Origin of the sequence: Alicyclobacillus sp. ALC3 (assembly GCF_028751195.1) — a bacterium.
In the GTDB taxonomy this organism is placed as follows: Bacteria; Bacillota; Bacilli; order Alicyclobacillales; family Alicyclobacillaceae; genus Alicyclobacillus_L.
On sequence record NZ_CP066784.1, the window covers coordinates 1,663,483 to 1,689,609 of the forward strand.

Consider the following 26,127-nt stretch of genomic DNA (forward strand, 5'->3'; position numbering starts at 1 on the left):
AGCCACGCAATCGGCAGCGACTCAGTGAACAGCGAGCGCAACGATGATGGAGGCGAGTGAGAAGCAGATGCCGACGAGATACAAGAACGCGACCGTCTGAATCTGACTCAAGCCGGACTTCATCAACATATGAAAGGTGTGGCCTTTGTCTGCGACGTAGATGGGACGGTTGTCCTTGAACCGCTTAATCACGACCCAGATGGTGTCCATGATTGGCACCCCAAGCGCAAGTACCGGTACCACCAATGACACGAGCGTGGCGCTCTTGAAGGCGCCGTCCACAGCGATTGCCGCAAGGACGTAGCCAAGAAAAGTCGCACCAGCGTCACCCATAAAGATGCGCGCCGGGTAAAAGTTGTGGCGCAGGAACCCAAGCGTCGAACCCATCAACACGACGGCAAACACCGCCATCGCTGCCTGTCCTTTCAAGAGGGCAATAAAGAACAGCGTCATCGCCGAGATTGCAGACAGACCAGACGCCAAACCGTCAACACCATCGAGGAAATTAATCATATTTGTAATCGCCACGACCCAGAACACGGTCCCGAGTACGGAAAGCCACACCGGGAACGTGAAAAATCCGTGGTGAAACGGCAAGTTGACGCCTTCGATGCGGGTGCCAAAGGCAATCAGCACGAGCGCAGCGACAATCTGCATCAAAAACTTCGGCCAGGCTTTGAAGTCCTTGCCGCGTGTTTTGTAGAAGTCGTCGAAAATGCCAACGGCGAAGATGACGAGCCCACCGATGGCGATACCGTCAAACGTCCGCCCCGCGTGCCCCATTAACCCTGCTGTGACAACGAAGCTGACGTACATTGACAATCCGCCGAGCAGTGGAATCGGCTCAGTGTGAATTTTCCTCTGGTTCGGCCGATCAACAAATCCAGTTCGCATGGCGAGCTTCCGGATGTATGGGACGGTTACGTACACAAGGAAAAATGCGATAAAGAAACTCAAAACATAATACCAAGGATGAAACATGAATGGAGAACCTCCGTCCTGCACGGTACTGGATCCTTGGACAACGCCGCGACCAACCGTTCTAAGGACTTCAGAGTAAACAGCGCTTAATCCACCAATGGACGAAGCTAGCCGACCCTATTATAACAGAGTCTCATGGCCACACAAGACACCTTCCGGACGCACAAATCGTCCACCGACGCGGCATGACTAACGCTGTCGTCTCATAAGGTGAGACTAGGTGCATGCCTGCACCCATTCGGACGGAAGGAGATGATGTCCATGGTGACGAGCAACGAACTCATTATTGGTTGCGTCATCGGTGTCCCGCTCCTCATTGCCATCGGTCGCTTGTCTACCCGGGTCACGTGGTTTCACGCAAAGGCCGAAGAGAAGTACACTGTGGCCGAGTTCATTCGCGGACGCCAGTAACAGTAGCCACTGTATGCCCGGTCAGGCAGCGGCGACACGTAGATAGAGCCGCGCCTACCGGACACAGTGTAGACGTAACAGACGCTGCCAACGTTACAACTCCACGCCCTCCGCTCGCAATAACGCAATAAACTGCTCCTCATTCATCACCACGAGGTTCGCATTTTGTCCTGAATCGCGAATACTTTCGGCCTTGGTCAGCTTTGAACCAGCCTTCTCCCCAGCAATCACTACGTCCGTTTTGGCACTGACGCTCCCAGTTACTTTTCCCCCGAGTGCTTCAATCCACTCACCGGCTTGTTTGCGGTCCATCACGGTCAGTGTCCCGGTCAACACACAGGTTTTATCCGTGAACCAAGAAGCGCCGTCGCCGAGTGATTCAGCCAATCCCGCTGTACCCTCGCCGGCTGGCACCGCCTCGGTGTCTGTTCCTGCCTCCCGGAGAGCGTCGCCTGCAGCAAGCGCTGCAGTACTTGCCCGACCGCGCACCCGTGGCGCGATGAACGCGGTATTGACGCCAGCAGCGACAAGTCGTGCGAGCAACTGCTGGGCCCCAGGGGTCGCAAAGTACGCGACGATGCTGTCCGCCAGCTTTGGGCCGATTTCCGGGACAGTCTGCAGTTCCTCGGACGAAGCTCGCATGAGGGCGTCAAGCGTGCCAAACTCCTTCGCGAGCGTACGCGCTGCTTTCTCGCCGACAAGGCGAATGCCCAGCCCGAACAGTAGCTTCTCGAGCGAATTCTGCTTGCTCGCTGCAATGGCAGCAACGAGATTTGTCGCAGAGCGCTCGCCCATCCGGTCGAGCGTGACGAGTTCCTCCTGCGTCAAGTCGTACAGGTCTGCCGCGTCGTGGATCAACTGATGCTCAAGCAGTTGCGCGACCCACTGCTCACCGAGACCTTCGATGTTCATCGCATCACGCGACGCGAAGTGAATCAGGCTCTCCCGAATGAGCGCCGGGCAGGCTGGGTTCACACACCGCCACGCGGCTTCTTCCGGCAACCGCACGAGCGGCGCGCCGCACTGTGGACACTCGTAGGGAAAGACATACGGAACTTCCACGCCCGTTCGCATCTCCGGCAGGCTGCGAACCACTTCTGGGATGATGTCCCCTGCCTTCTGCACGACAATCGTGTCGCCGAGCCGGATGTCCTTGTCACGTATATAGTCTTCGTTGTGAAGGGACGCGCGTGAGACGGTCGTCCCGGCAAGTTGGACGGGATTGAACACAGCAGTTGGGGTGACTGCACCGGTTCGTCCAACGCTCAACTCGATGTCACGCAACACAGTTTCTGCCTGTTCGGCCTGGTACTTGTACGCGATTGCCCAGCGCGGGCTCTTCGCCGTAAAGCCAAGCCGCTCCTGGAGCGCAAGGCTGTCGACTTTGATGACCATGCCATCTGTCGCGTACGGCAAGTCGTGCCGCTTGCGTCCCCAGCTGTCAATAAACTCAATCACGTCGTCGATCGCATCGAAGGTCCGCGACTCACCGTTGACGGCAAACCCGAGGCGCTGGGCCATCGCGATGGCTCCGCTGTGCGTATCTGCGAAGCGCTCGGCTTCCACGACGGTGTAGACAAACACGGCGAGGCCACGGTTGGCTGCGACACGGGGGTCGAGCTGACGCAGCGAGCCTGCCGCCGCGTTGCGCGGGTTTGCAAACAAGCTCTCGCCGTTTGCCTCGCGTGCCTCGTTCAGACGCCGGAATGCAGGCTTTGGCATATAAGCTTCACCCCGCACCTCGATGTCGACCGTTTCCGACAACTGCAACGGCACATTGCGGATGGTGCGGATGTTCATCGTAATGTCTTCCCCGACCTGCCCATCGCCGCGCGTGGCGCCGCGTACGAGTCGCCCGCCTTCGTAGCGCAGCGACACAGCCAAGCCGTCAATTTTCAGTTCACACACGTAGCGCACGGCACCGACTGCCTCGCGAATGCGCGCGTCAAATTCGCGCATATCGTCCGCGCTGTATGCATTGCCAAGCGAGAGCATGGAAACCTCGTGCTCCACCTTGGTAAACCCTTCAGCTGGAGGTCCACCGACGCGTTGGGTCGGGGAGTCCGCAGTCACGAGCTCGGGATGAGCCGTCTCCAACGCGACGAGCTCGCGCATCAGCGCGTCCCACTCTGCATCGGTGATGGACGGTTCGTCCAGTTCGTAGTAGCGCCGGTTGTGATACGCAATTAGGTCCCGCAGCTCTTTGACGCGTGCGCTCGGTTCGGTCACGCTTCGTGATCCTCCTTCGGCTCCAGCTTTTCAATTGGGGCAAACTGCGCCATCAGTCGCTTCAGCCCAGTCGGCGCAGCAAACGCGATGGCCAGTTCGAGGTCGCCGCTGCTCGCTTTCACCTCAACCACCGTGCCCACACCCCATTTCCGGTGCACAACTTTGTCGCCGGCGCGGTAATCAGCCGGCTTTGTCGATCCCGCTGCCCCGCCGCGGCTCGCAGCCGCGTTGAACTGGACGACACTGTCCTGACTGCTTGCCGGCGCACGTTGGCCGCTACCTTTGCCGCCCGCGGATGTGTTGCGCACGGACGTTTGCATGCCGACCGTAGTGTTGCGGCCAGACGACCCTTGGCGCGGTTGCCACTCGCGTCTCACAGAGTCGCTGGGGTCTGCGTGCGCTGGGCGCCACACGGAGCCTTCGCGCTCAACCAAGTTCGCAGGCATCTCGTCAAGGAACCGCGACGGGGTAAAGTGGCGGTGTTCTCCGAAAATCATCCGAGACGCACACGTCGTCAGATACAGCTTCCGTTTGGCTCGGGTAACCCCGACGTAGCACAACCGCCGCTCTTCTTCCATCTCCGAGTCGGCGCCAAGCGAGCGACTGTGCGGGAAGATTCCTTCCTCCATCCCAGCCAGAAACACGGTCGGAAATTCGAGCCCTTTCGCGCTGTGCAAGGTCATCAGGACGACTTCGTCAGCATCCGCCTGCACTTCAACAGGCCTGCCAGCGTTCAGGTCGGTGTCGGCGACAAGGGACGTCTCGGTGAGGAACGTCTCGAGCGCTCCATCCTCGGTCTCGCCACTCCAGCCTGCGTCAAACTCCTGCGTCAAAGAGAGGAACTCGTCCAAGTTTTCGACGCGCCCCGCCGCCTCGAGCGTCTTTTCCGCCTTCAGTTCGTCGCGGTACCCGGAGCGTTTGAACAACTCCTCAGTGAGTTCGGTCAATGTCAGAAACGACTTCATTTGTGACAGTTGCTCGATCAACTCGACAAACGAGCCGAGCGCCGCCGCGATTTTACCGCGCACCCCAACCTGCCCCGCATGGGCCAACGCATCCCACAGGGACAAGCCATTGGCGACCGCAAACGCCTGCAATTTGTCAATTGTGGTCTGCCCGACTCCGCGCTTTGGCACGTTCACGACGCGCGCCAGACTGACGTCATCTGCCGGGTTCGCAATCAGCCGCAAATAGGCAATGACGTCCTTAATCTCGCGCCGTTCATAGAATTTCAGACCGCCGTAGATCCGATACGGAATACCCCGCCCAAGCAGCAGTTCCTCAATCACGCGCGACTGCGCATTCGTCCGATAGAGGATGGCACAATCGCGGTAGTGACCACCTTTGCGCAGCGACTGCTCGATTTCCTCAGCGATATACTCGGCTTCGACGTGCTCGTTGCCTGCCGCGTAGAGGGTGGCGTTCGGACCTTGCTCGCCATCGGTCCAGAGCTCCTTGTCCTTGCGCTGCTCGTTGTTGCGAATGACTTCGTTCGCAATGGCGAGGATGGTCTTGGTCGAGCGGTAGTTCTGCTCGAGGCGGATTACCTTGGCCTCCGAGTAGTCACGCTCAAACTGCAAGATGTTGCGGATGTCGGCGCCTCGCCAACCGTAGATTGACTGGTCGGAGTCACCGACGACGCAGAGGTTGTGGTCGCGCGACGCCAACTGGGACACGAGCTTGTACTGCGCGTGGTTGGTGTCCTGATATTCATCGACATGGATGTACGCAAACTTGTTCTGATAAAACTCAAGCACATCTGGCGCTTGGTCGAACAGCTGGACCGTCTTCATGATAAGGTCGTCAAAATCGAGCGACTGATTCACTTTCAGACGCCGCTCGTACTCGAGGTAGGCATCGCCCGCAATTTTTTGAAACAGGTCGCCCGAACTGTCCCGCATCCGGGCGGCCGTTTTCAATTCGTTCTTGGCGTTGCTAATGTACGCCAACACGGCGCGCGGGTCGAACCGCTTGGTGTCGACATTTTGGTCCTTTAGAATGCGCTTCACTGTCGTCAACTGGTCGCTCGCGTCGAGCACGGTAAAACCAGCAGTATAGCCGAGTTTATCGATGTCGCGGCGAAGAATTCGGACACACATCGCGTGGAACGTCATCGTCCAGACGTCCGACGCAATGGGGCCAACGAGCGACTCCAGCCTGTCCCGCATCTCCTTGGCCGCTTTATTGGTAAAGGTGATAGCAAGGATGCTCCACGGCGCAACCCGCCGCGCGGTAATCAGATAGGCGACGCGGCGCGTCAGCACGTTGGTCTTGCCGCTCCCGGCACCGGCCACGACCAACAGCGGTCCGTCAGTCGTGGTCACTGCATCGCGCTGCTGCGGATTCAGACCTTTCAAAATGTCGTCGGCGCTTGCGGTGGACAACATGTGGCATCTCCCTCCCGAACGCCGGCTGCAAAAACGCAATCCCGTTCGCGGCACACGGATTCCTCTGTGGTTCATCACACCTTATTATAGGCCTTGCCCGGAGTCGGATCGAGAAGATGGTACAATGCAGTTGGTGTAGTCGACCCAGTCAATAGCTTCACGCGATTGAACTCTTCCCAAAGCCTCGCGGTTGAATGGGGGGCAAGGATTGGGCTTTCGTACCGGCAACGGGAGGCGATGCATCGTGGACTGTTGCACATCATCGGCAACATAACGCTGTTAAAACGCGCTATCGCCTCATGAGTTGACATAATCCAGACCTTAACGCTATGAAATAGCGTTATCCGCTTCGAGATCTCGATTTTCCCCGTTTTTTTCAACCCATAACGCGATTTCAACGCGTTATCGTCCGCTGAGGCCCCCTTCTCCTGGCCATAACGTCCTCCCGACGCGTTAACGCTTGGCGGTAACGCGATTTCCAGTCAGCATCGACTGTGGAGTCGTGGTCCACCGACGGTCCATCGCAGGTTACCCACTCCGTTGGCGTGGACCGCCCAACGATTGGCTACAAACTCGAGTTGACGCCCATTTTGCGCGCGTGATATAGTATGTTTTGTCGCTGACGACGGAATGTAGCTCAGGTGGTAGAGCGCACGGTTCGGGACCGTGAGGTCGCAGGTTCAAGTCCTGTCATTCCGACCAACGTAGTAGTCGCAAGGGTTCACGGGTGTTTTTCGACAATCAAGAAACGTGTGGTCGATGTCCGACCCAGTTTTCGGTTGCTGCGACCACTTTCCACATCAGATGGAAGGTGGTTTTTCTTATGCTCATGCGACTTACAGTGCTGCCATTTCTCTCACGCCCTCCCTCCACCTAACGAACTTTTCCGCATCAGAACCCCTCATTTCTTGTAAGACTACGTCTAATTGAGATTGGCTACCATAACTGTGTGCTGTTTCGTCCACGGCACGAGCGCTGGATCTCCGATACACTGTCACACAGCACGTGCCACGGACTTTAACATGCGAAGGAGTTGTATGATGTGAAGCGAAACCGCGCTTGGATGCTGACTGGCCTCGCTCTGTCAGCCGTGGGTGTGCTTTCAGGGTGCAACACCTCAGGCACCGGGCAAACGAACTCCCCCTCCCCCACTGGCTCAAACGCATCGAACCAAGTGGTAAACGGGTCCAATTCAACATCAACTTCTACGCCCTCGCCAACACCAAGCACGTCGCTCGTCGGATGGTCCTATATCAACCTGTCTGCGTTCGGCAAAGGTGCCCAGATTGCCGGGTTGAGCACTACGGGCAATCAGCTTGAAGTGACCGCCATGCGAAGTGTGGTAACAGGCAATACCTTGACGTCGGTGTACATGTCGGCCCCACTACATCAGTCAAGCTCGACAGTGGGCGCCACGCACTCCACCAACCAGCCAAGCAGCTACAACGGCCCATGGTCACTCAAGTTTGGCAAACTACACTATACAAAGCCGATTCAGATCACGCTGACCGACCACGGCAGCAGCGCCTTCACACTTCCGCCATCCGTCCCAGGATACGCTTCGGAAATCATGACCGATCCTGCACCTTTCGACAATCAAGTCATTGGGCAAAGCGGCCATTGGGTCTGGCTCGCCATGAAAGGCCCGCTTCATGCCCCACTCCCGTATATGATGGTTGGCTTCCGCTACTGGAACCGCATTGTTGCCGTCAACACACAGACGGACGTACTGCGAGTGTTTTCTATCCCGCGGGACACCTCTCGGGTGTCGACCGCCAACAACGCCCCTGCCTTTGCAGAGCGTGGCCAGTACGTCTACATCGGCACGGGGCCGTGGCTCGGTGTTCTTCCCGCCAACCCTACAAGTACAACGGTTCCGGTTGTACGTCCCGAGCCAAAGGCAGTGGCGCTAAAGGACCAACAAGACATGCTGGCTGGTCTGCAAAGAGAAGTCCAAGCGGGAGCGCAGGGTGTAGCGGCATTTTGGAACGGATACGTAATGAAAGGCGACCAGAAGGACTCTGCTTGGGCTTGGCAAATGCAGCCAACTGTCTGGAACCACGGCTCCTTGCCGTCAAGCGTAAACTGGGCTACTCGATTCCCATTGCAGATTGGCACGAGCGCGTACCAGACCCGTGCGAAGTTATACACCGAGATCAAAATGTTACTCAACAACTCACTCAACTCTGCGTCGATTGCGCTCGACACCAGTGCCAAATTGAAGCAACACTATCACGCGGTACCGCCAGCACCGGTTCCCGGTTATACGATACAAGGCGGCTACTATGTAAAGAACAGCGCGACGGGCGGCTGACGGTGTGGTAGCGCGTGCCCACACCGACTACCCGCGCCTTCTGAAGACGGCAATGCACCCGCCAGAGTCCAAGTACTTGTTGTACCAAACATCTTCAATCTTGATGACTTGCCAGGGGTTGACCCAGCCTTGACCTTGTTTTTGGAATACCGAATCATGAGACACTGCATATCCCGCGTGGCCAGCCATGCCGTCCCCTGTGTACCACACCAATACATCGGCCGGTCTAAACGTGAGATTGCCTGTGTCTCGGTATTCGGCACATTTCACATACCCTTGGCTATGTAACAACCGAAAAAACGGTCCTGGATGGAGCCACTCTGAAATCAGCACGCGACCTTGATCAGGATTGCTTGCCCCCACTACCGTTGCAATGGCAGCCGCGAAACAATTGGCAGTGCCCTCAGAACCAAATGTACCGGCATACTCCTTGAGCAGTTCATAAGGAACAGACTTGTAGAGGGCGTTGGCATGATCAAACGGAACCCCTAGCGCATCTTCCTGACGCCATTGTCTGAGCCACTCCACAATCCACTGTCTGCGGGTACTCAGAGGGAGTTTCCACCAATCGTCCCATGTCAGAAAGTAAGGCCACTCACCTCCGACATCAGGGGTAACCATCTTCGGCAGGTTGAGTTTGTCGAACCATTCGGCGTGATATATATGACCGCGACCATAGTCAATCTGCCGAGCCAACAATCTCTGGCGCAGGTCATCAGTCAGGAAAACAAGCTCAGATGGTTTGGCCACCAACACAAACACGTCTTGCGATAACTTCATCGACCAGAGATGATACACAGAGCCGTAGTGCAAGGAGAACAACGGAAATGTTGATGTGAACTCTTGCCGTGAGAACACCGTCAGTCCATGCCGGAGGCAACTGTTTGCCATGCTCTCATCGTCAAAGAAATACACATCCTTCACGGGAACAAATGATTGGGATATTTCATCGAGAGTCGTCTCGGTAATTACGCAGTCGAAAACATAGGCCAAACCAGAACCTCCTGACTTAATTCCAACACCCCTCGTGGAGCCGCAATCCCGTGCAACAGGCATGATTTTGTGACAAATCGAGTAGGGTAGCTGACACACGAGGCCAATCCCCCGTTGCAGACCCACGGTTGCTACGAAGCACTGTCGGAAACGGAGTTACTTATCTGTTTCCGATTGCTTGGTGAAATGACCAGCAATGTTATGAAGAGAGTAGCCACACACATCAGAATCGTCATACCCACCATCAAATCACGAACACCAAACTTGGTAGCCACAAACCCACCAAGCAGGATGAACAGGATGTTGAGCAACTGTCGCGGCGGACCGATGACGCTGTTGATTCTTCCCATGTGAGACACCGGCATGACTTTCTGTGTATAGGTTGTGAAGCCAACATTCGCACTTGAACCAAACAGCCCCAAGATGATGAGCCCGATGACCGCGGACCAAAAGGAATGCGCCAGCGAATAGAACAAATAGCCAAACGCGCTGAACAGCGTGCCAACGCCCAGTAACCATACAGAATCGACCCGATTGGCCACGACCGACAATAGGAGGGCGCCAGACACGTATCCGACTCCGGCCGACGTCACCATCATGCCATACCCGAATTTCCCGAGATGCAATGCTTGCTGCGCAAAGACAACTTCCTGCGCGTCGGCCGTCAGGGCAAAGATGCCCATAAGTGCAGTCAAACTAAGCAACACCGTGAACAACCGATTCTCAGCAAGAAATTGAAATGCTGTCCGCCAATCTGTAAAAACCGTACGCCAGGGGTGTGACCTTCCGGCGGATTCCTGTGGTAGGCCCAAATCAGGCAAAAGAAAGAACGACATGGAAGAGATGAGGAAACTGATTGCGTCCAACCACAAGGGTATCGCAGCGTGCCCGGCGAGTAAAAGCGCCCCAGCAATGGCCGGCCCTGTCAGGAGCGCACTGTATGTCAGCATACTGACAATCGAGTTTATCCGCTTTCGCGATGGTTCCGGAATGAGCAGGGTTTGATACGGAAGAAACAAGCTCCCAAAGAATGTGCTGCCAATCCCCAACAGAAATACGTCGATGTAGATGTCCAGCAAATGGTGGAGTAAGGGCAAGAGACCCACCAACACTGCGCGAGCAATCTCAATACCAATCAGTTGGTTCCTGCGGGAAAACCGGTCTGCAATACTACCTGCCCACGGTCCGACAAGTAGCGCGGCAATTCTAGATACGACCCACAGCCCGGCGACGGCGGACGCCGAGTGAGTTTGGTTCAAAACAAACACGTTAATGGCGACTAAATAGATAAAATCCCCGATGGCGGAGATACCGACACCAGACACGAAAACAGTTGTCCAAATAGTAGTCCTGAATCGGGAGCTTCTCTCAGCCATTCATACACCTCACCACATTGGCAGCTTCCACTCAGAGAGGCGTAGTTGCATGTTGTAGATTTGCCGCCCTAATCATCATTGCTTCTCCCCCTTGGCTTAGATACCTGCTAAAATCCGTTCGGCAACCTCATCGATAGTCAGTATATTAGTGTCTATGAATTTAGTACAAATCCAACTGACAGGCTTGTCCAGGTGACACTGAGTGCCTCGTGGGGGTATCTACGCCTGCGCGGCATAAAGGAAAATGACTGGCACTCTCGAATCCAAGAGGCAAAATAGTGAGCACGGCGCGTTTGATAAATTGCCAATATTCAAAATGGCTATTATTGAAGAAACTGGACGGCTATGTGATATGATAAAAGAGGAGACTCGGAATCTCGTCGTAAGACGGGACATGAAATTGGGGGGCGACGTGAGTTCGTCCTACTTTGAGGAGTTACCGTCATGGACCGCCTTGATTTACTTCTCTCTGCCTCAAGACAATGGACAACACTTGCGCGTGGGTCACACGTCGCACAGGCAGCTATTCAATTTCTCCGGGAGCACTTTGAGATCGATGCAGGTTTCTTCATCTTCGAACGCCGGCCACGACAGAACGGGATCGACTACCTAAAAAGCCGAAAGCGCATGTTCTACCAATGGGGCCTTGAAGCATCCGACGACGAGATTCGCTACGCGATTCGCGGGTCCAAGCACTTCACGGAGTATATTCACAGCCGCGCTTGGTACAGCACTAACGAATTGCCGCCTGCTTGGGCTGATATTGTCCAGAACAGCGGCATTATGCAGGCCGGTCTTTGGGCCGTTCACTTTGACGACGCACCAGTTGGAGTGTTTGCGCTTGGCAGGCGAACAATATCGCCAGATGACAGCAAGGAACTCTCCCGATGCATGGAACTGATCTCGGTGTTTTTGGAAATGGTGCTTCAGCGCCGGGTGGCAGAAGGATTGAGTGTTCATGATCCTTTGACGGGCCTTTTCAACCGACGTGGATTTCTCACCCAGTTTGATGAAATCGTTAGCGCACACGATGATTCTCTGACGCTGTGTGTCTTGGATGTCGACCGGTTTAAATTAGTAAACGACCAGAGTGGGCACCAAGCGGGAGATGACCTCTTGATGAAAGCCGGTGACATCCTGTCTCGGCACACAAAAGAGTGCGGTGGGATTTGCGCGCGCTTTGGCGGGGATGAGTTCGTCATTCTGACTCGCAGCGGCAGTCTCGATGTCGACGCAACTGCTGAGGCAGCATGCGGCTGGTTCCTTGACGAGGGCATTCCCATGAGCGTCGGGTGCGCAGTCATCGGCATCGACGGTTACGACTTTGACAGTTGCTACTACGTCGCGGACAAGCGACTGTACGAGATGAAAATCGCACATACACGCTCGAATTAGAAAGGGGGACTTGCTGTGTCCGACCGGGCGGGCCAATCCAATCACGCCACACGTGCGCAAGGCGTATATGCCACGGTCACCGACGTCCTCGACACCGTCGCAAGCTTTGACGGTCGCTTCTCATTCACCCCGGTCAACCCCGCTGGCCACGGCACGCTCAGCTTCGCAGCCCGCGACCAAGGTCTCGAGCTCGCCGTCGACGTCACCTACAATGCAGAGGTCGATCACGTACGTGTCACGCTGACACACGTTGACCCTGCCCGCCCTGCGGCGGCTCTCATCAGTACGGCTGGTGCCACAAGCGCAAAGAGCCGCGTTGCGCCTGAGACGGCCCCAGTTGACGATGTCTCAACCACAGCCATTCCGGACGACGACGCGACTTCCACCTCTATCGTCGCCTACGAAGGATTGCTGTCGGCGACCGCGATTTACTATCAGCTCGGCGCAGCGCTCGCGAAGTGGTACGGCGAAGTCGTGCGCAGGCAGTTTGGCCCCACCGTCGGCGAAAACGAGGGTTAGCTGGACAACCGCGGAGCGGCGAAACGAGTGCTGGCTAAGACGAAAGCTAGCCCCCAGACGAGGGCTAGCTTTTCATTTTTTCCACCAACTGCGCGATCGCATGTCGATCCGGCGGGTTGAGGTTATCTGGAATGTCGTCGTGCGCAAACCACTTGAGGGCCGAGGTTTCCGTTTCGTCCGCGCGCATCTCGCCGTGAAAGTCCCGTGACGTAAAGATGACGGCTGCCAAGTAAACCTCGTCCCCGTGCGGGTACACGAAGTGTGTCTGTGGACCTGAGTGCAAACAGAGGACTTGAAGGTCACCCACCGTCAGACCAGTCTCCTCGCGGACTTCGCGGCGCGCCGTCTGCTCAAAGGTTTCGCCTAGCTCCATGGCGCCGCCCGTGATGCCCCAACAGCCGTTGTCCGCACGCAGTTGAAGCAACACGCGGTCCTCACTATCGAGCAATAACACACCTGCGCCGCCCATGATAATTGGGCGTGTGCCAACAACTTTGCGCAAGTCGCTCATGTAATCCGCCATCGACTGTCACCTCTACACGCTCGCGCTTCGCTTGGGCTGGGTGTCGAGTAACTCGCTGATGTCCCGCACTAGTTCGTCCGTTGTGAGGCCGACTTCGGCGAGTTGCTCGTTTCGTGAGCCGTGCTCGATAAAGCGGTCCGGCACACCGCGCAGGAGCACCGTTGCGCGAAGGCCTTCGGCCGCCAAGGTCTCAAGCACTGCTGAGCCCATGCCACCTGCGAGGGAGGCTTCTTCAACGGTGACAAGCGGCAAGCCACGGCGTGCGAGTGAGCAGACTAACTCTGCGTCGAGTGGCTTTACAAACCGCATGTTGACCACTGTGGCAGCTGTGCCAAAGCGGTTGCGCAACTGGTCTGCGACTTGCTCTGCGAGTTGCACCATCGGGCCGAGCGCGAGGATGGCGACGTCGCCGCCCGTGCGCACCACTTCGGCCTGGCCAAGCGGGATGGACTGCGGCTCTTTATCCATTGCTACGCCAAGTCCGTCCGACTTCGCGTAGCGGACCGCACTCGGTCCGTCGTGGTGAAGTCCAGTCCACAACATGTTGCGCAACTCGTTCTCGTCCTTTGGCATCATCACGGTCATATTCGGAACCGTGCGCAGGTAGGCGAGGTCGAACATGCCTTGGTGCGTCTCGCCGTCAGGTCCGACAAAACCGGCGCGATCGATCGCGAACATCACCGGCAGGTTCTGAATACACACGTCGTGGATGACTTGGTCATACGCGCGCTGCAGGAACGTCGAGTAAACCGCGAACACGGGCCGTTTGCCTGCAGTGGCGAGCCCAGCGCAGAAAGTGGCGGCGTGTTGTTCCGCAATTCCGACGTCAAACGTCCGGTGCGGAAACACGTCCGCAAACTTGTTCAGTCCCGTACCGGATGGCATTGCCGCCGTCACCGCAACGATGCGCGGGTCCTTCTTCGCGAATTCAATCAGTGTCTTTGCGAACACTTCAGTGTATCCGGGCACGTCTTTCTTCTTCGCCGTAGACGGCCAGGCGTGGAACTTGTCTGGCGCCTCCTCAGCTGAGGCGTAGCCTTTGCCCTTTGCCGTCACCACGTGCAGCAGGATGGGTCCGTGTACGCGCTTGATGTCCTCGAGGATGTGAACGAGCTGCGGTAAGTCATGGCCGTCAATCGGACCAAAGTACTTGAACCCGAACGCCTCAAACAGCTGCCCAGCGATGACGAGGCTGCGCAATGAGTCTTTGACGCGCTCGAGCGCTCGCGTCAGACGCGGACCCACACCGGGCATACGTTTGACCAGTTGTTCGACCTCGGTCTTCGCGCGCGAATAGGTCGGATCAGCCCGAACCTTGGTCAGGTACCTCGAAAGTGCGCCGACGTTCGGCGCGATCGACATCTCGTTGTCATTCAGGACCACGGTCAAGTCCGTGCCGATATCACCCGCGTGGTTGAGTGCCTCCATCGCCATGCCACCAGTTAGGGCGCCGTCTCCGATCACGCAGACGACCTGGTGCCTCTCCTGGTTCAAGTCGCGCGCAACGGCCATACCGAGCGCAGCCGAGATGGATGTGCTCGCGTGGCCGGTGCCAAACTGGTCATGTTCGCTTTCGTTTCGCTTCGGAAATCCTGCCAGACCGCCATGCTTGCGCAGAGCCGCGAAGTCGTCGCGGCGGCCGGTCAACACTTTATGCACATAGGCCTGGTGCCCAACGTCCCAGACCAATTTGTCAGTCGGGCTGTCGTAGACCTTGTGCAACGCAAGAGTCAGTTCAACGACGCCGAGGTTAGCCCCAAAGTGACCTCCCGTCTTCGACACCGATTCGACGAGAAAGTCGCGGATCTCCACCGCCAACTGCTCCAGTTGTTCTGTTGTGAAGTTCTTCAGGTCACCCGGGTTGTTTACACGCTCTAGCAGCACAGGTGCAACACCTCACCTTGCCAATTTAGGGTCATCGTGATAGGACGCAGGTGCGCCCCTTACTTCACAGACGCTACGACTCGACTGTCGGTTCACGTCCGGTCAGTGTGCTGATAGGGTACCACGTTTGCGCAGTTTTAGCTCGTACGGGTATCATCGCAGCCGGAAACCCATGTGTGTATCGCTGTGTAAGTGCTCGTCGCGACCCCCGACTTCACTGACAAATGCCGCCATCCCGCGCGCCATCAGCCAGTCCCGAACGCCGCCGCTCATCACCACCGGCCGCTTGCGCAGGTCGCCCCAGGTACGGCTGCCCGTGAGCACGAGCAGTTTACGCAGCGTGTCGTGCAGGTGTTCGATGAACGCGGCCACCGCCGCTTCGCCGTCCGGTCGACTGACGAGGCGCAACAGCGGCGCAGCGATGCCGACTGCAGACGCACCAAGCGCAACAGCCTTGGCGATGTCGTGTCCCGAGCGGATGCCGCCGGACGCCACCACATCGACCTTCTTTCCCACCGCCTGGACAACTTCGCACAGCGCGGCCGGAGTCGGGATGCCCCAGTCCTGCCAATCGTCGTCGAGTGCCGCGCCTTGCCGCCACGCCTCGACGGCCATGAAATTAGTGCCGCCGCGACCGCCGACGTCAATCGCCGACACGCCGGCCTGCACAAACCGGAGCGCTTCCGGCGCAGCAACCCCCTGCCCTACTTCCTTCGCGATGAGCGGGACATCAACTTGCCGCACCGTCTCTGCGAGGCGGTCAAGCGCGCCGTGAAAAGCGCGATCACCTTCCGTCATAAACATCTCCTGCGCCACGTTCCAGTGAACCTGCAGCAGGTCGGCGTGCAGCAACTCGACGGCGGCAAGCGCCGTCTCTGTGGGGGCGCTCATGCCGACATTCGCGATGACGGCGCCTTCCGGGTGCTCGTCCCGCACGACTGTATAGGTATGTTCCCACGTGGCATCCCGAACGGCGGCGGTCTCCGAGCCGACTGCCATCGCCAAGCCGTACTTGCGAGCAAGCCGTGCCAACCGCTGGTTGACCACGAGCGCCTCCTCTGTTCCGCCTGTCATTGCATTAATCACGATGGGGGACGCGAGCTTCACTCCGCACAGCGTCGTCGCGAGCGAAACGTCCTCCACATCGACTTCCGGCGCACAGTTGGGCAGCAACTTGACGTCCTGAAACCACGACGCCTCTGGCACATCGCCGAGTGTTCGAACAGCTTCCATATGTTCAGCCTTGCGGCGTGATCGAAGATTGGATTCCTCCACCATCAAAAGCACGTCCTCCTCTTGGCCTTGAGAGCGCGTGTCCATATTAGGCTACGTCAGGGGCTGGCAGGAGTCAACGTGAGTTCGATGCCGGAAAACCAAATCGGGGATGCGGGGGCCCCTTGGAACCCCTTGGGCCGGTCGGCAACACACCTGCCAATCAACGCGGCGCTGCGTTCCTTAAGCTGCCACCTAGTTGGAATCGGATTGTCGTGGCAGACAGTTCGCCTACGCGGAATTAATGCTCACCAGTCGAATTCACACAGACTGAGGTGAAGCTGAAGTCCCTGTTTCAAGACGCAACGCCGGTTAGGGCCGCCATACCCGCCTCAGGGAGTAGCTCCAGTGGCGCCGGGACCTACATTGAGCCAGTTGTGGTGGAGTTGACGTCGGGTAGTCGGAAAACGACCATTTGGTTGTTGAGGAGCCATTCCGTGGGGGCCCAGGCGCTTGTAGATGGCTTTTTGACACCTACGGCTGCTCACACTCCTACTACGTTTCATTTTGACAACTAGCGGGAAGGACTGCATTGGCTGTAGGTGTCATTCTGACACCTACAGCACATCCTCTCTCGCGCTAAGTGTCATTTTGACACCTACAGCGCATCCTCTCTCGCGCTAAGTGTCATTTTGACACCTACAGCACATCCGCCCTCGCGCTAAGTGTCATTTTGACACCTACAGCGCATCCGCCCTCGCGCTAAGTGTCATTTTGACACCTACAGCACATCCGCCCTCGCGCTAGGTGTCATTTTGACACCTACGGCACATCCGCCCTCGCGCTAGGTGTCATTTTGACACCTACGGCACATCCGCCCTCGCGCTAGGTGTCATTTTGACACCTACAGCACATCCGCCCTCGCGCTAGGTGTCATTTTGACACCTACAGCACATCCGCCCTCGCGTTAGGTGTCATTTTGACACCTACAGCACATGCAGTCCGTAGATAGATGGCATTTTGACACCTGCAGTCCCACCCATGCCTAGCGCTGTGACAGCGTGAATTTTGCGTCGAAGGCAGAGGAAAGTCGCGGCGTGGACCAACGCGATCCCGTTGATATTCGGCTAAGGAAATGTGTGGCTACCTTGTGGCTAGGTGTGCGTGCAGACAGTTCCCGCTGCCCGCTGAAAACCTAGTGCGCGTGCTAGTCCGCGTGTGCGCGCTCCGTGCCAGCGCAGAGTTCCGAGTCGCCGTGCGGGTGAGCGTCATCCTCCGTCTGAATCGTGACGTGGCCAATCCCCATCCGCACCAGGCGATTTTCCATCTCGCGGAGCACGCACTGACTCTCACGAACCGTCATCTCGCCACTCACGACAATGTGACAAGACAGCGCATTGACCCCGCTTGTGATGCTCCAGATGTGTACGTCGTGCACATCCACTACCCCGTCGATCGACTTAACGGCTGCGACGACCGCGCGAAAGTCGATGTCTTTCGGAGTGCCTTCCATGAGGATCCCGATTGTCTGCCGCACAATCCTCGTCGCCCCAAACGCGATCAGCACCGCGATGAGCACGCTCAGAATTGGGTCGACCACGTACCAGTGGGTCAGCAGCATGATGACGCCGCCGACGATCACGCCAGCTGACGCGGCCGCATCACCGAGCATGTGGAGGACTGCGCTTTTGACGTTCAGGTCGTGATGGCCGCGCATACCAAGCCCCATATACAGGTTGACGGCCAGTCCGACGCCAGCGCTGACAAGCATCCAGCCTGGCGCGACGTGCTCAGGGTGGAGAAAGCGGTGGTAGGCTTCCCACAGGATAAACAGTGTAACGAGAATCAGCGTGACAGCGTTCGCGAGCGCCGCCAAGATGCCGGAACGGTAGTAGCCGAACGTCATGCCTTGGTCCGACGGTTTTTCCGCTTGCCGCAGCGCGTACCAGGCGAGGCCGAGCGCGGCGATGTCAGTCAGCACGTGACCCGCATCAGACAGCAGGGCCAGGCTGTGGGACAGAAGGCCGCCGGCGATTTCTACGACGAAGATGAGCAACGTAAGAAAAAACGCTGTGCGCATACGGCCCGCCGGTGCATGGGTGTGAAACACACCACCGTGGTCATGGTCATGGTCATGGTCATGGTCATGGTCATGGTCATGGTCATGGTCATGGTCATGGTCATGGTCATGGTCATGGCCGTGGCCGTGGCCGTGGCCATGATGATGGTCCGCACGGTGGTCGTGGCCGGCCTGCTGCCCATCGGCGTGATCCGCCTGATTCCCACGGGAGCAGTCGGGCGTGGCGCGGTCGGGCGTGGCGCGGTCGGGCGTTAGGGTGCTCATGGAACATTCCTCCCGGCTTCGGCTTGCCGCCCGGTCGCGGACTGGACAGTGTGGGCGACGTGATCAATCCCCATCCGAAGCAGACCAACAACGTGCGCGTCATCGCAGGTGTAGTAGACGGTATTGCCTTCGCGCCGATTTTTCACAATGTGCATCATCCGCAGCGTGCGCAACTGGTGCGAAACGGCCGACTGCGTCATGCCGAGAATGGCTGCCAAGTCGCAGACGCAGAGTTCACGCTGAATCAGGTTACTGAGCATCCGGATACGGGTCGGATCGGCAAGCGCCTTAAACGATTCGGCAAGGCTTTGCACCTCCGTTTCGCTGAGCTGTTCCTGCGTCACCTCACCCACGGCTTCGTCGTGGACAAGGGAAACCGAACACTGGTCAACATCATTTATAGAAGTGGAAGTGAGCATCTGCTCTGGGTCCGCCATCGTTATCGCCCCCAAGAATATGAACATGTATTCATATAGACAGTATAGCGAACACCGCGCGAAAGTGACACGGTCGAATTACGTTACACCGTTGAGTGATGGAGTCTGACTTCTCGCGGGAATCCGCGCGGCATGACAGCCTCGAGGAGCGGTGCCCCCCGCGCAGCCTGCGCGGCCGCCTGTTCGTCTGGCCAGAGCGGCGAGAGGAGCAGAAACAGGCGGTTGGTGACGGGATCATAGAAGGCAGCCGCCGGGGCGGGCCCGTGGGGATTCACGCCAACATTCGCCGCTACCGTATGCAGAATTGCCTGCTGCTGCCCTTTGTGGTTCAGCGCGAGTGCGCTGACAAACTTGTCGGGTTTGATCATCACCGCAAGCACTGGCGGCGTCGAACCGAGGCTGTACTCGTGGTGCCTCACTTCGTTCTGGAGGCTGCCCACACTCTCCCCTGTCTGCGGCGCTGTCTGCGGCGCTGTCTGCGGACCTGTCTGCGGGCCTGTCTGCGGGCCTGTCTGTGGGCCTGTCTGTGGGCCTGTCTGTGGGCCTGTCTGTGGGCCTGTCTGTGGGCCTGTCTGCGGGCCTGTCTGCGGGCCTGTCTGCGGGCCTGTCTGCGGGCCGTCCGACTGTTCGTTAACGGCGTTCCGCACTGGACCGAGCATCGCGGTAGAAGGCAACGGCTTGCCGGGAGATGTGGTGTCACCCTGATCACTGCTTGCAGGTGCGGGCCCCGATGCCGCCTTATGGCCTTCGATGAACGGCGTACCGTTCACATACCATCGACCGTCTTTGTGTTCTGCCGTGGTGATCGCGACATCTGCCACGTCATCGAGCCGCTTGCCCCGCATCAATCGCTGCGCGACGAACGCCAGAATGATGCCAACTACAACCCCAATGAGCCAGTGCAAGAGATGCACCAACACAGTCGTAATGGCGGACACGCCGAAAATGAAGAAAATACGCGCCTCGAACGCCGCCGCGAGGGCTTCGATGTAGGCAGCGCCGCGAGGCACCTGCTCGCCGTCATCGACATCCTTCCACGCATCTCGCTCGAGGCCGCGCATGGTGTGAAACTGCGCAGTGCCAAGGGAAACGAACACTCCGGCAGTGAAATCGGGCTTAAAGACTGCCGGCACGGCAAGCGCCCCAATCAAACTCGCGACAAACCCGAGAAACAGTTGGATGGTCAGGCCGTTTGGCCGGGACGGAAACTGTCCTCGATGGCTGGTTAAAAGCAGCACCGCCGTGACGAGGCCCAGCGCAATACCGAGCACAATGCTTAGAAAAAAGGCATGCATAGCGTCGTCTTCCTCCGTTGCGATGACGTAAGCGAAAGATGCACGTGGACAGATGCCCGCGAAGAATTCAGGCGTCCAATTGTGTGCCGCGCAGTCAGGCGATGCGGCAGGTCCGGCAGGGTCAGGGGTTGCAACTTGGCGGCGCGACTTGGCGTGGCACGTGAGGCGCCTAAAACACAAGTGGTCATATTAGGCCTGCCCCCACAAGGTGAGTTGTATGCTCGTCGCTGTCGGTACGCTCGATGCGCGACTGATCGCAGCGACCTGGTTGGTTGAACGCACCTTTTGTGCCACTTTGGCGCTATCCAATCCGGCGCCCCACACTCATTGCGCCAAAATGGCGCTATCCAACCCGTTTGCGCCATTTTGGCGCTATCCACACCGGCGCACCCCACTCATTGCGCCATTTTGGCGCTATCCAATCCATTTGCGCCATTTTGGCGCTATCCACACCATGGCACCCCACTCATTGCGCCAAATTGGCGCTATCCAATCTATTTGCGCCATTTTGGCGCTATCCACACGGGCGCACCCCACTCATTGCGCCATTTTGGCGCTATCCACACGGGCGCACCCCACTCATTGCGCCATTTTGGCGCTATCCAACCCGTTTGCGCCATTTTGGCGCTATCCACACCGGCGCACCCCACTCATTGCGCCAAATTGGCGCTATCCAATCTATTTGCGCCATTTTGGCGCTATCCACACCGGCGCACCCCACCCAGTACGCCAAATTGGCGCTATCCAACCCGTTTGCGCCATTTTGGCGCTATCCACACCGGCGCCCCACACTCATTGCGCCATTTTGGCGCTATCCACACCATCGCCCTCCACTCATTGCGCCAAATTGGCGCTATCCAATCTATTTGCGCCATTTTGGCGCTATCGATACCGTCACCCCCACTCATTGCGCCAAATTGGCGTTATGCGTGAACAGTCACCGCGCCTGTCAAGCCGCATTGGCCGTATGCACCCCTTGGCGGTCATCTTGGCGGTCCCGGAGTCAGGCCGCTGCCTGTGGACGCCGTTGCAGCGCCGCCGATCGGGTATAATCCCTCTAAAAGCTTGTACCCATCATGCGGAGGTGGTTCCCCTGAATTCATCCGATCTAGATCGCGAAGACCGGCATCGTGGAGGCCTAGGCAACGTAGGCCTGCAACGCGACGGTCTGCAACGCGACGGCCTGCAACGCGACGGTCTGCAACGCGACGGTCTGCAACGCGATGACCGAGAACCTCGAGACCAACGGGTGGCGCGGCGTTTGGTGTTGGCGTCGGGATCGCCAAGACGACTCGAGCTTCTGCGTGGGATTGGACTGTCATTTGAGGTGAGGCCAAGTGCTGTCGACGAGAGCGTTTCGCCGGACCTAACTCCACAAGAGGTAGTCGAGTCGCTCGCGCTACGCAAGGCGCAAGCTGTGGCCGAGGAGTTGGCTGGCAACGCGCTGATGGCTGGCAATGCGCTGATGGCAGACGGCGAAGCGGCAGCCGGCCCCCAGGGGGGAAGTGAGCGGGCAGACCAGCCGCTCGTAATTGGCGGTGACACAATTGTTGTACTTGACGGGACCGTCCTAGGCAAGCCGAAGAGTGACGATCACGCCTTGCAGATGTTGACCCAATTGCAAGGACGCACACACCATGTCTACTCAGGCCTGTGCATCGTCGACCTCGCGACGGGTGCGACTTCTGTGGCTCACAGTCGAACTGCGGTGACGATGCGTTCGCTTGATGAAGAGCAGATCCGACTCTATATTGCGACCGGTGAACCACACGACAAAGCGGGAGCGTACGCGATCCAAGGATACGGAGCCACGCTTGTGACCGAGATTGTAGGTGACTATTTTACAGTCGTTGGCCTGCCTCTGGCGCTACTCAGCGACCTTTTGGCCCAGCACGGTGTCCACATCCTGTGACCCGCCACGGCGCCCACAGGCTCAGACCACGGTCCCGCCACGGCGTCCACGGCCTCTGACCAATGCCCTGTCCGCGAGTCGTATGGAAGCGCATCCATGCGACCGTGTTAGTTTTTGAACCGTCTGTGTTTTCACATGACAGAAAACGCGTTCATCGACCGAACCCTTTGATCAGAAACACGTTCGGAGGGGGGAACTACTGGTGAACCTCGTAGGACTACTCGAGGGAAGTGTAAGGCAGTACGGTGACAAAGCAGCGATGCAGTACAAATACGGCGGCGAATGGCAGTCGCTGACGTATCAGCAGTTGTGGCGGCAGATTAGCGAGTTCGCAGCCGGACTAGCAGCACAAGGTGTAAAACCTGGCGACAAAGTGGCAATTCTGTCGGAGAATTGCCCGGAATGGGTGATCACGGACTTCGCCATCCTTGGCCTTGGCGCTGTGACGGTACCAGTCTACCCGACAGTGCCGGCTGATCAAGTTGGATTCATTCTCCGAAACGCTGACGTCACCATCGCGATTGTCGAGAACGCCGAGCAGTTGCAAAAAATCGAGCAAGTGTGGCCGGAGCAGTTACTGCGCGCCATCGTGATCGACGGGCGCGTGAGTGCTGTCGACCGCACAGTGCTGTCGTTCGCCGACGTTCTGCAAAACGGCCGCGCGTTGAGCACGCCAGGCAAGCCTTCTGCTCTATCAAACTTCCGCAACATTCCGGATGATTCGCTAGCAACGATTGTTCACACATCAGGTACGTCGGGATTGCCAAAGGGCGTTATGCTCAGCCACCGCAATATCGTGACGAACGTCAAGGCAGCACTTCAAGTACTGCCTGTCGAAGCGACGGACCTCACGCTGTCGTATTTGCCCTTGTCTCATATCTTTGAGCGCACCGTTGAAGAGTTTGCGCTGTTGTCGACAGGGGCAACGGTGTGTTACTCGGAGGGCATTGACAAGATCCAGGAGAACCTTGCGGAAATTTGTCCGACTATTCTCATCTCTGTCCCCCGCCTGCTTGAAAAGGTGTACTCCAAAGTCCAAGCACAGATCGAGGATGCGCCAAAGGCCATCAAAGGAATTTTGAACAAGGGCATCCAAGGCGAGCGGAACAGCGGCATGGCCTACCGACTGGTCGATCGGTTAGTGTTCAAAAAACTGCGCGTTGGCCTCGGCGGCCGTGTGCGCGCTGTTGTCTCTGGCGGTGCTGGTTTATCTGGCGACATCGCCCGCTTCTACACGAAAGCGGGCATCCCGGTGTATGAAGGCTACGGAATGACGGAGACTGCTCCAGTCATCGCAGCCAACCCGTTTGGCCAAAGCCGACCAGGTACCGTCGGTCGGGCAGTCCCCGGTGTTGAAGTCCGCACGGCGGAAGACGGAGAGCTGCTCGTACGCGGCCCCAACGTCATGATGGGTTACTACAAACAGGCAGACGAGACCAAGAAGACGGTCAGCGAGGACGGTTGGCTGCACACCGGCGACATCGCGGAGATTGAGCCAGACGGCTATATCCGCATTGTCGACCGCAAGAAGAACATCCTAGTGCTCGCGACAGGCAAGAACGTCGCACCTTTCCCGATTGAAAACGCCATCTCCCTTTCCCCTTACATCTCTGAAGCAATCCTTGTCGGCGACGGTTTGAAGTACGTCAGCGCGCTCATCGTTCCAGACTTTGAAGCGCTACAGCCGATGGCAACGTCACTCGGCCTCAGCGAGAACACAGCGACTTGGATCACGCAGCCCGAGATCGGCACTCTGATGCAACGGGAAGTGGCAAAGGCGGTCGGCAAATTCGCGCCGTTCGAACAGCCAAAGCGCATGGCTCTCCTACCGCACGCACTGACTGTGGAAGGCGGTGACATCACCCCTTCGCTCAAAGTCAAAATGAAAGTCATTCGCCAAAAGTACGGCCATGTCATCGAGGCGATGTACACAGGTCAAGACTTCATCCCTGTGGAACTGACCGGCGCCAATGAAGAAGGTGCGTCGGAAATGCCGTCCGCGCTTGTGGCTGCCACATCCGCCGAAAGTGGCCTCGTGAACCGCAGTATCCCAGATGGCGCTATCACTCCAAGCCAGTTCCGGGCTCAAATGTACGGAAAAGAGAACACAGCCCCTTCTGACCTCAATGGCAAGCGCAGAGGCCCGCACAGAGGCCAGCGCAACCTGGCAAAGGCAAAAAACGCACCAGCGCCCGGAACCGCCGTCCCCACTGCAGAAGCAAGCTCACTCGCATCTCCGAAGCCGCGCAGGTCTGGGTTCAAACTGATTATCGCCCTCGTCATTGCAGCGATTGTGGGAAGCGGCGCGGCACTTTTGCACGGCAAGTTGAAAATCCCCGCGAGCGCAAACTTGAACGGTGAAATCGCCTCGATCAACACGAAGAACGACAGTATCAGCAAGGTCAACCAGCAGATTGTCAACACCATGCAAAAGGTCAACCAGACGGCCGGGCTAACCGGTCAGATCGGCTCGAACCTAAAAAACCTGCAAGGCGGGATTTCTAACCAAGGCAACCTGTTATCCGGACTCGATCAACTCAGTTCGGAACAGGTTCAACTCAGCCGTCAGCTGAACGGCTTGTCGCAAACGCTCGTCGCCTCTCTCTCCGCGGTCGATCAATCGGCAGTGAGTGAACACCGCTCCGTGGCGAGCATGGCCCAGACGGCGAACCAACTGTCGAACACAGCCGCACAGATGCTGACGAGCAACCAACAGTCGGCGGTTAAGTTGGCGCAGGCGCGGGCGGAAGCCGACCAAGTCGCACGCGAAATGCCGTAGAGAGGAGGCGCACGACATGAGCAAACTAGTGAGTTACATCGGTATGGTGGTCGCGTTCGCGATTTTCGTCGACCTGATGACCACTACCTTTGAGCTCGCGCGAGTCGACAAAGGGCTGAACTCCAGTCTGCAATCGACTTCCCAGCTTGTCTCGATTGAGCAGGCTGTAACGAAGAAGAACGCAGCCCTGCCCGGCGTGTTGAAAACAACTGAGCAGATGAACGGGCAGTTGAAGGGAATCTCGAGCACTACAGCGGCTACCCGCAACAACATCAACCTAATCGCGTCCTTAAACGCCGGTACTCTGCGACTCAACATCGAACAGGCAGCCATCGCCAGCAACAGCGGCAAGGCAATTGGCGCGGTCATCCAGGACCTTGCGCAGCTTCAGAAGGCGACGTCCTCGCTTGGAAATGAACTCGCAAGTCTCGACCACGTGATCGTACAGGACCGCGCGAACCTCGATCAGATGAAATCTGCCACCACCACCATGAACCAGAAAACACCGGGGGTGTGAGCCGTGAAAGAGACCACCGAAAAAGTCGTCCGTGCACTCTCCGTACCGAAAGTAATCACTGTCTTGTGTCTTATCGCAATGGGCGTTAATGGGCTTTTGCAACTGAGCTTGCAGCGGGACATGGCTGCAAAAACAACGATGTTACAAGCGCGCGTCGCAGCGGCAGGGCAATTGACGGGGCAGATGAACAGCGGTCTAGCCGGTCTGAAACCGCTCGCGACGACAAGCGGCCAGATGCAGGGGACGCTCAGCCAAGTCGAAGCCTTGACCGCTGCGATGAACCAAAGTCTCAGTGCCCTCGACCAAACGGTCGCGAACATCAACAGCACAGCCAAAACGATTCACGGTTCCGTCGCTGAATCGACAACCGAGCTCGCAACTCTGCATCAGTCCAGTCAGCAGTTGAGCCAGATTCTCTCTGGCTTGCAATCGACAAACACAAACGTCGTCAGCCAGTTGAACGCAATGATCGCAGACCAGCAAGCGATCAATCAGAACCTATCACAGATGAACGCCAAAACAGCCATCCTGCCGTAGGCGGCGAAGCCTGTCAGTACTCGTAACTCGTACGTCGGGCGATCACGTCGGTGCAACGTCCGTGCAACGTCGGTGCAACGTC

The 26,127-nt window shown here is 57.7% G+C and carries 20 protein-coding genes and 1 tRNA gene; 10 read left to right on the forward strand and 11 right to left on the reverse strand.

Translation table 11 applies throughout. The features are described 5' to 3' along the window. Positions 1 to 21 precede the first annotated feature (21 nt). Positions 22 to 981, reverse strand: a complete 960-nt coding sequence (locus JC200_RS07855; protein ID WP_274435717.1) for an MraY family glycosyltransferase — start codon at positions 979 to 981, stop codon at positions 22 to 24. A gap of 261 nt (positions 982 to 1,242) precedes the next feature. Between JC200_RS07855 and JC200_RS07860 the strand changes: the two genes are divergently transcribed. Then, positions 1,243 to 1,392: a hypothetical protein gene (locus JC200_RS07860; protein ID WP_274435718.1), complete on the forward strand. Its 150-nt coding sequence runs from the start codon at positions 1,243 to 1,245 to the stop codon at positions 1,390 to 1,392. Between the two features lie 93 nt (positions 1,393 to 1,485). Here JC200_RS07860 and ligA read toward each other — a convergent pair whose 3' ends face one another. Together ligA and pcrA are read right to left on the reverse strand one after the other, a co-directional pair. Continuing rightward, positions 1,486 to 3,621, reverse strand: a complete 2,136-nt coding sequence (gene ligA / locus JC200_RS07865) for an NAD-dependent DNA ligase LigA (RefSeq protein WP_274435719.1) — start codon at positions 3,619 to 3,621, stop codon at positions 1,486 to 1,488. Next, a complete protein-coding gene (pcrA, locus tag JC200_RS07870) occupies positions 3,618 to 6,008 on the reverse strand; it encodes a DNA helicase PcrA (RefSeq protein WP_274435720.1) in 2,391 nt (796 codons plus the stop codon). Before pcrA ends, ligA begins: the two co-directional genes overlap by 4 nt. A 626-nt stretch (positions 6,009 to 6,634) precedes the next feature. Here pcrA and JC200_RS07875 point away from each other — a divergent pair. Together JC200_RS07875 and JC200_RS07880 are read left to right on the forward strand one after the other, a co-directional pair. Continuing rightward, positions 6,635 to 6,710, forward strand: a tRNA-Pro gene (locus JC200_RS07875). A gap of 340 nt (positions 6,711 to 7,050) precedes the next feature. Next, positions 7,051 to 8,322 carry a hypothetical protein gene (locus tag JC200_RS07880; RefSeq protein WP_274435721.1) on the forward strand — a complete coding sequence of 424 codons (1,272 nt, stop codon included), beginning with the start codon at positions 7,051 to 7,053 and terminating at the stop codon, positions 8,320 to 8,322. A gap of 27 nt (positions 8,323 to 8,349) precedes the next feature. Here the strand turns inward: JC200_RS07880 and JC200_RS07885 are convergent, their stop codons facing one another. Next, positions 8,350 to 9,315, reverse strand: a complete 966-nt coding sequence (locus JC200_RS07885; RefSeq protein WP_274435722.1) for a hypothetical protein — start codon at positions 9,313 to 9,315, stop codon at positions 8,350 to 8,352. A 131-nt stretch (positions 9,316 to 9,446) separates the two neighbouring features. Then, positions 9,447 to 10,691, reverse strand: a complete 1,245-nt coding sequence (locus tag JC200_RS07890; protein ID WP_274435723.1) for an MFS transporter — start codon at positions 10,689 to 10,691, stop codon at positions 9,447 to 9,449. A 444-nt stretch (positions 10,692 to 11,135) separates the two neighbouring features. On the opposite strand from JC200_RS07890, the gene JC200_RS07895 reads away from it, so the two are divergent. Both JC200_RS07895 and JC200_RS07900 read left to right on the forward strand, forming a co-directional pair. Next, positions 11,136 to 12,086, forward strand: coding sequence for a GGDEF domain-containing protein (locus JC200_RS07895; RefSeq protein ID WP_274435724.1), 951 nt, complete (start codon positions 11,136 to 11,138; stop codon positions 12,084 to 12,086). A 15-nt stretch (positions 12,087 to 12,101) separates the two neighbouring features. Next, a complete protein-coding gene (locus JC200_RS07900; protein ID WP_274435725.1) occupies positions 12,102 to 12,605 on the forward strand; it encodes a hypothetical protein in 504 nt (167 codons plus the stop codon). 64 nt (positions 12,606 to 12,669) lie between these two features. Here the strand turns inward: JC200_RS07900 and JC200_RS07905 are convergent, their stop codons facing one another. The 4 genes from JC200_RS07905 to JC200_RS07920 form a co-directional block, all read right to left on the reverse strand. Next, positions 12,670 to 13,128 carry an NUDIX hydrolase gene (locus JC200_RS07905; protein WP_274435726.1) on the reverse strand — a complete coding sequence of 153 codons (459 nt, stop codon included), beginning with the start codon at positions 13,126 to 13,128 and terminating at the stop codon, positions 12,670 to 12,672. A gap of 12 nt (positions 13,129 to 13,140) precedes the next feature. Further along, positions 13,141 to 15,012 carry a 1-deoxy-D-xylulose-5-phosphate synthase gene (gene dxs / locus JC200_RS07910; protein ID WP_274435727.1) on the reverse strand — a complete coding sequence of 624 codons (1,872 nt, stop codon included), beginning with the start codon at positions 15,010 to 15,012 and terminating at the stop codon, positions 13,141 to 13,143. A 153-nt stretch (positions 15,013 to 15,165) separates the two neighbouring features. Beyond that, entirely contained in the window at positions 15,166 to 16,290 is a 1,125-nt protein-coding gene (gene fni / locus JC200_RS07915) for a type 2 isopentenyl-diphosphate Delta-isomerase (protein ID WP_274436496.1), read from the reverse strand. Positions 16,291 to 17,431: 1,141 nt separating this feature from the next. Next, positions 17,432 to 18,334: a cation diffusion facilitator family transporter gene (locus JC200_RS07920; protein WP_274435728.1), complete on the reverse strand. Its 903-nt coding sequence runs from the start codon at positions 18,332 to 18,334 to the stop codon at positions 17,432 to 17,434. Between JC200_RS07920 and JC200_RS07925 the strand changes: the two genes are divergently transcribed. Further along, a complete protein-coding gene (locus tag JC200_RS07925) occupies positions 18,236 to 18,559 on the forward strand; it encodes a hypothetical protein (RefSeq protein ID WP_274436660.1) in 324 nt (107 codons plus the stop codon). The two genes, JC200_RS07920 and JC200_RS07925, sit on opposite strands and share 99 nt — an antisense overlap. Positions 18,560 to 18,564: 5 nt before the next feature. Here the strand turns inward: JC200_RS07925 and JC200_RS07930 are convergent, their stop codons facing one another. After that, entirely contained in the window at positions 18,565 to 19,005 is a 441-nt protein-coding gene (locus tag JC200_RS07930; protein ID WP_274435729.1) for an ArsR/SmtB family transcription factor, read from the reverse strand. Positions 19,006 to 19,088: 83 nt separating this feature from the next. Continuing rightward, entirely contained in the window at positions 19,089 to 20,300 is a 1,212-nt protein-coding gene (locus JC200_RS07935) for a YIEGIA domain-containing protein (RefSeq protein WP_274435730.1), read from the reverse strand. 1,261 nt (positions 20,301 to 21,561) lie between these two features. Here JC200_RS07935 and JC200_RS07940 point away from each other — a divergent pair. From JC200_RS07940 to JC200_RS07955, 4 genes are all read left to right on the forward strand, one after another. Continuing rightward, positions 21,562 to 22,212 carry a Maf family protein gene (locus tag JC200_RS07940; RefSeq protein ID WP_274435731.1) on the forward strand — a complete coding sequence of 217 codons (651 nt, stop codon included), beginning with the start codon at positions 21,562 to 21,564 and terminating at the stop codon, positions 22,210 to 22,212. A gap of 202 nt (positions 22,213 to 22,414) precedes the next feature. Continuing rightward, positions 22,415 to 24,991, forward strand: coding sequence for an AMP-binding protein (locus JC200_RS07945; RefSeq protein WP_274435732.1), 2,577 nt, complete (start codon positions 22,415 to 22,417; stop codon positions 24,989 to 24,991). A 16-nt stretch (positions 24,992 to 25,007) separates the two neighbouring features. Beyond that, the gene (locus JC200_RS07950; protein WP_274435733.1) at positions 25,008 to 25,508 is read left to right on the forward strand and encodes a hypothetical protein; all 501 of its coding nucleotides are present in this window, start codon (positions 25,008 to 25,010) and stop codon (positions 25,506 to 25,508) included. A 3-nt stretch (positions 25,509 to 25,511) separates the two neighbouring features. Further along, a complete protein-coding gene (locus JC200_RS07955) occupies positions 25,512 to 26,045 on the forward strand; it encodes a hypothetical protein (RefSeq protein ID WP_274435734.1) in 534 nt (177 codons plus the stop codon). The last annotated feature ends 82 nt before the right edge of the window (positions 26,046 to 26,127 follow it).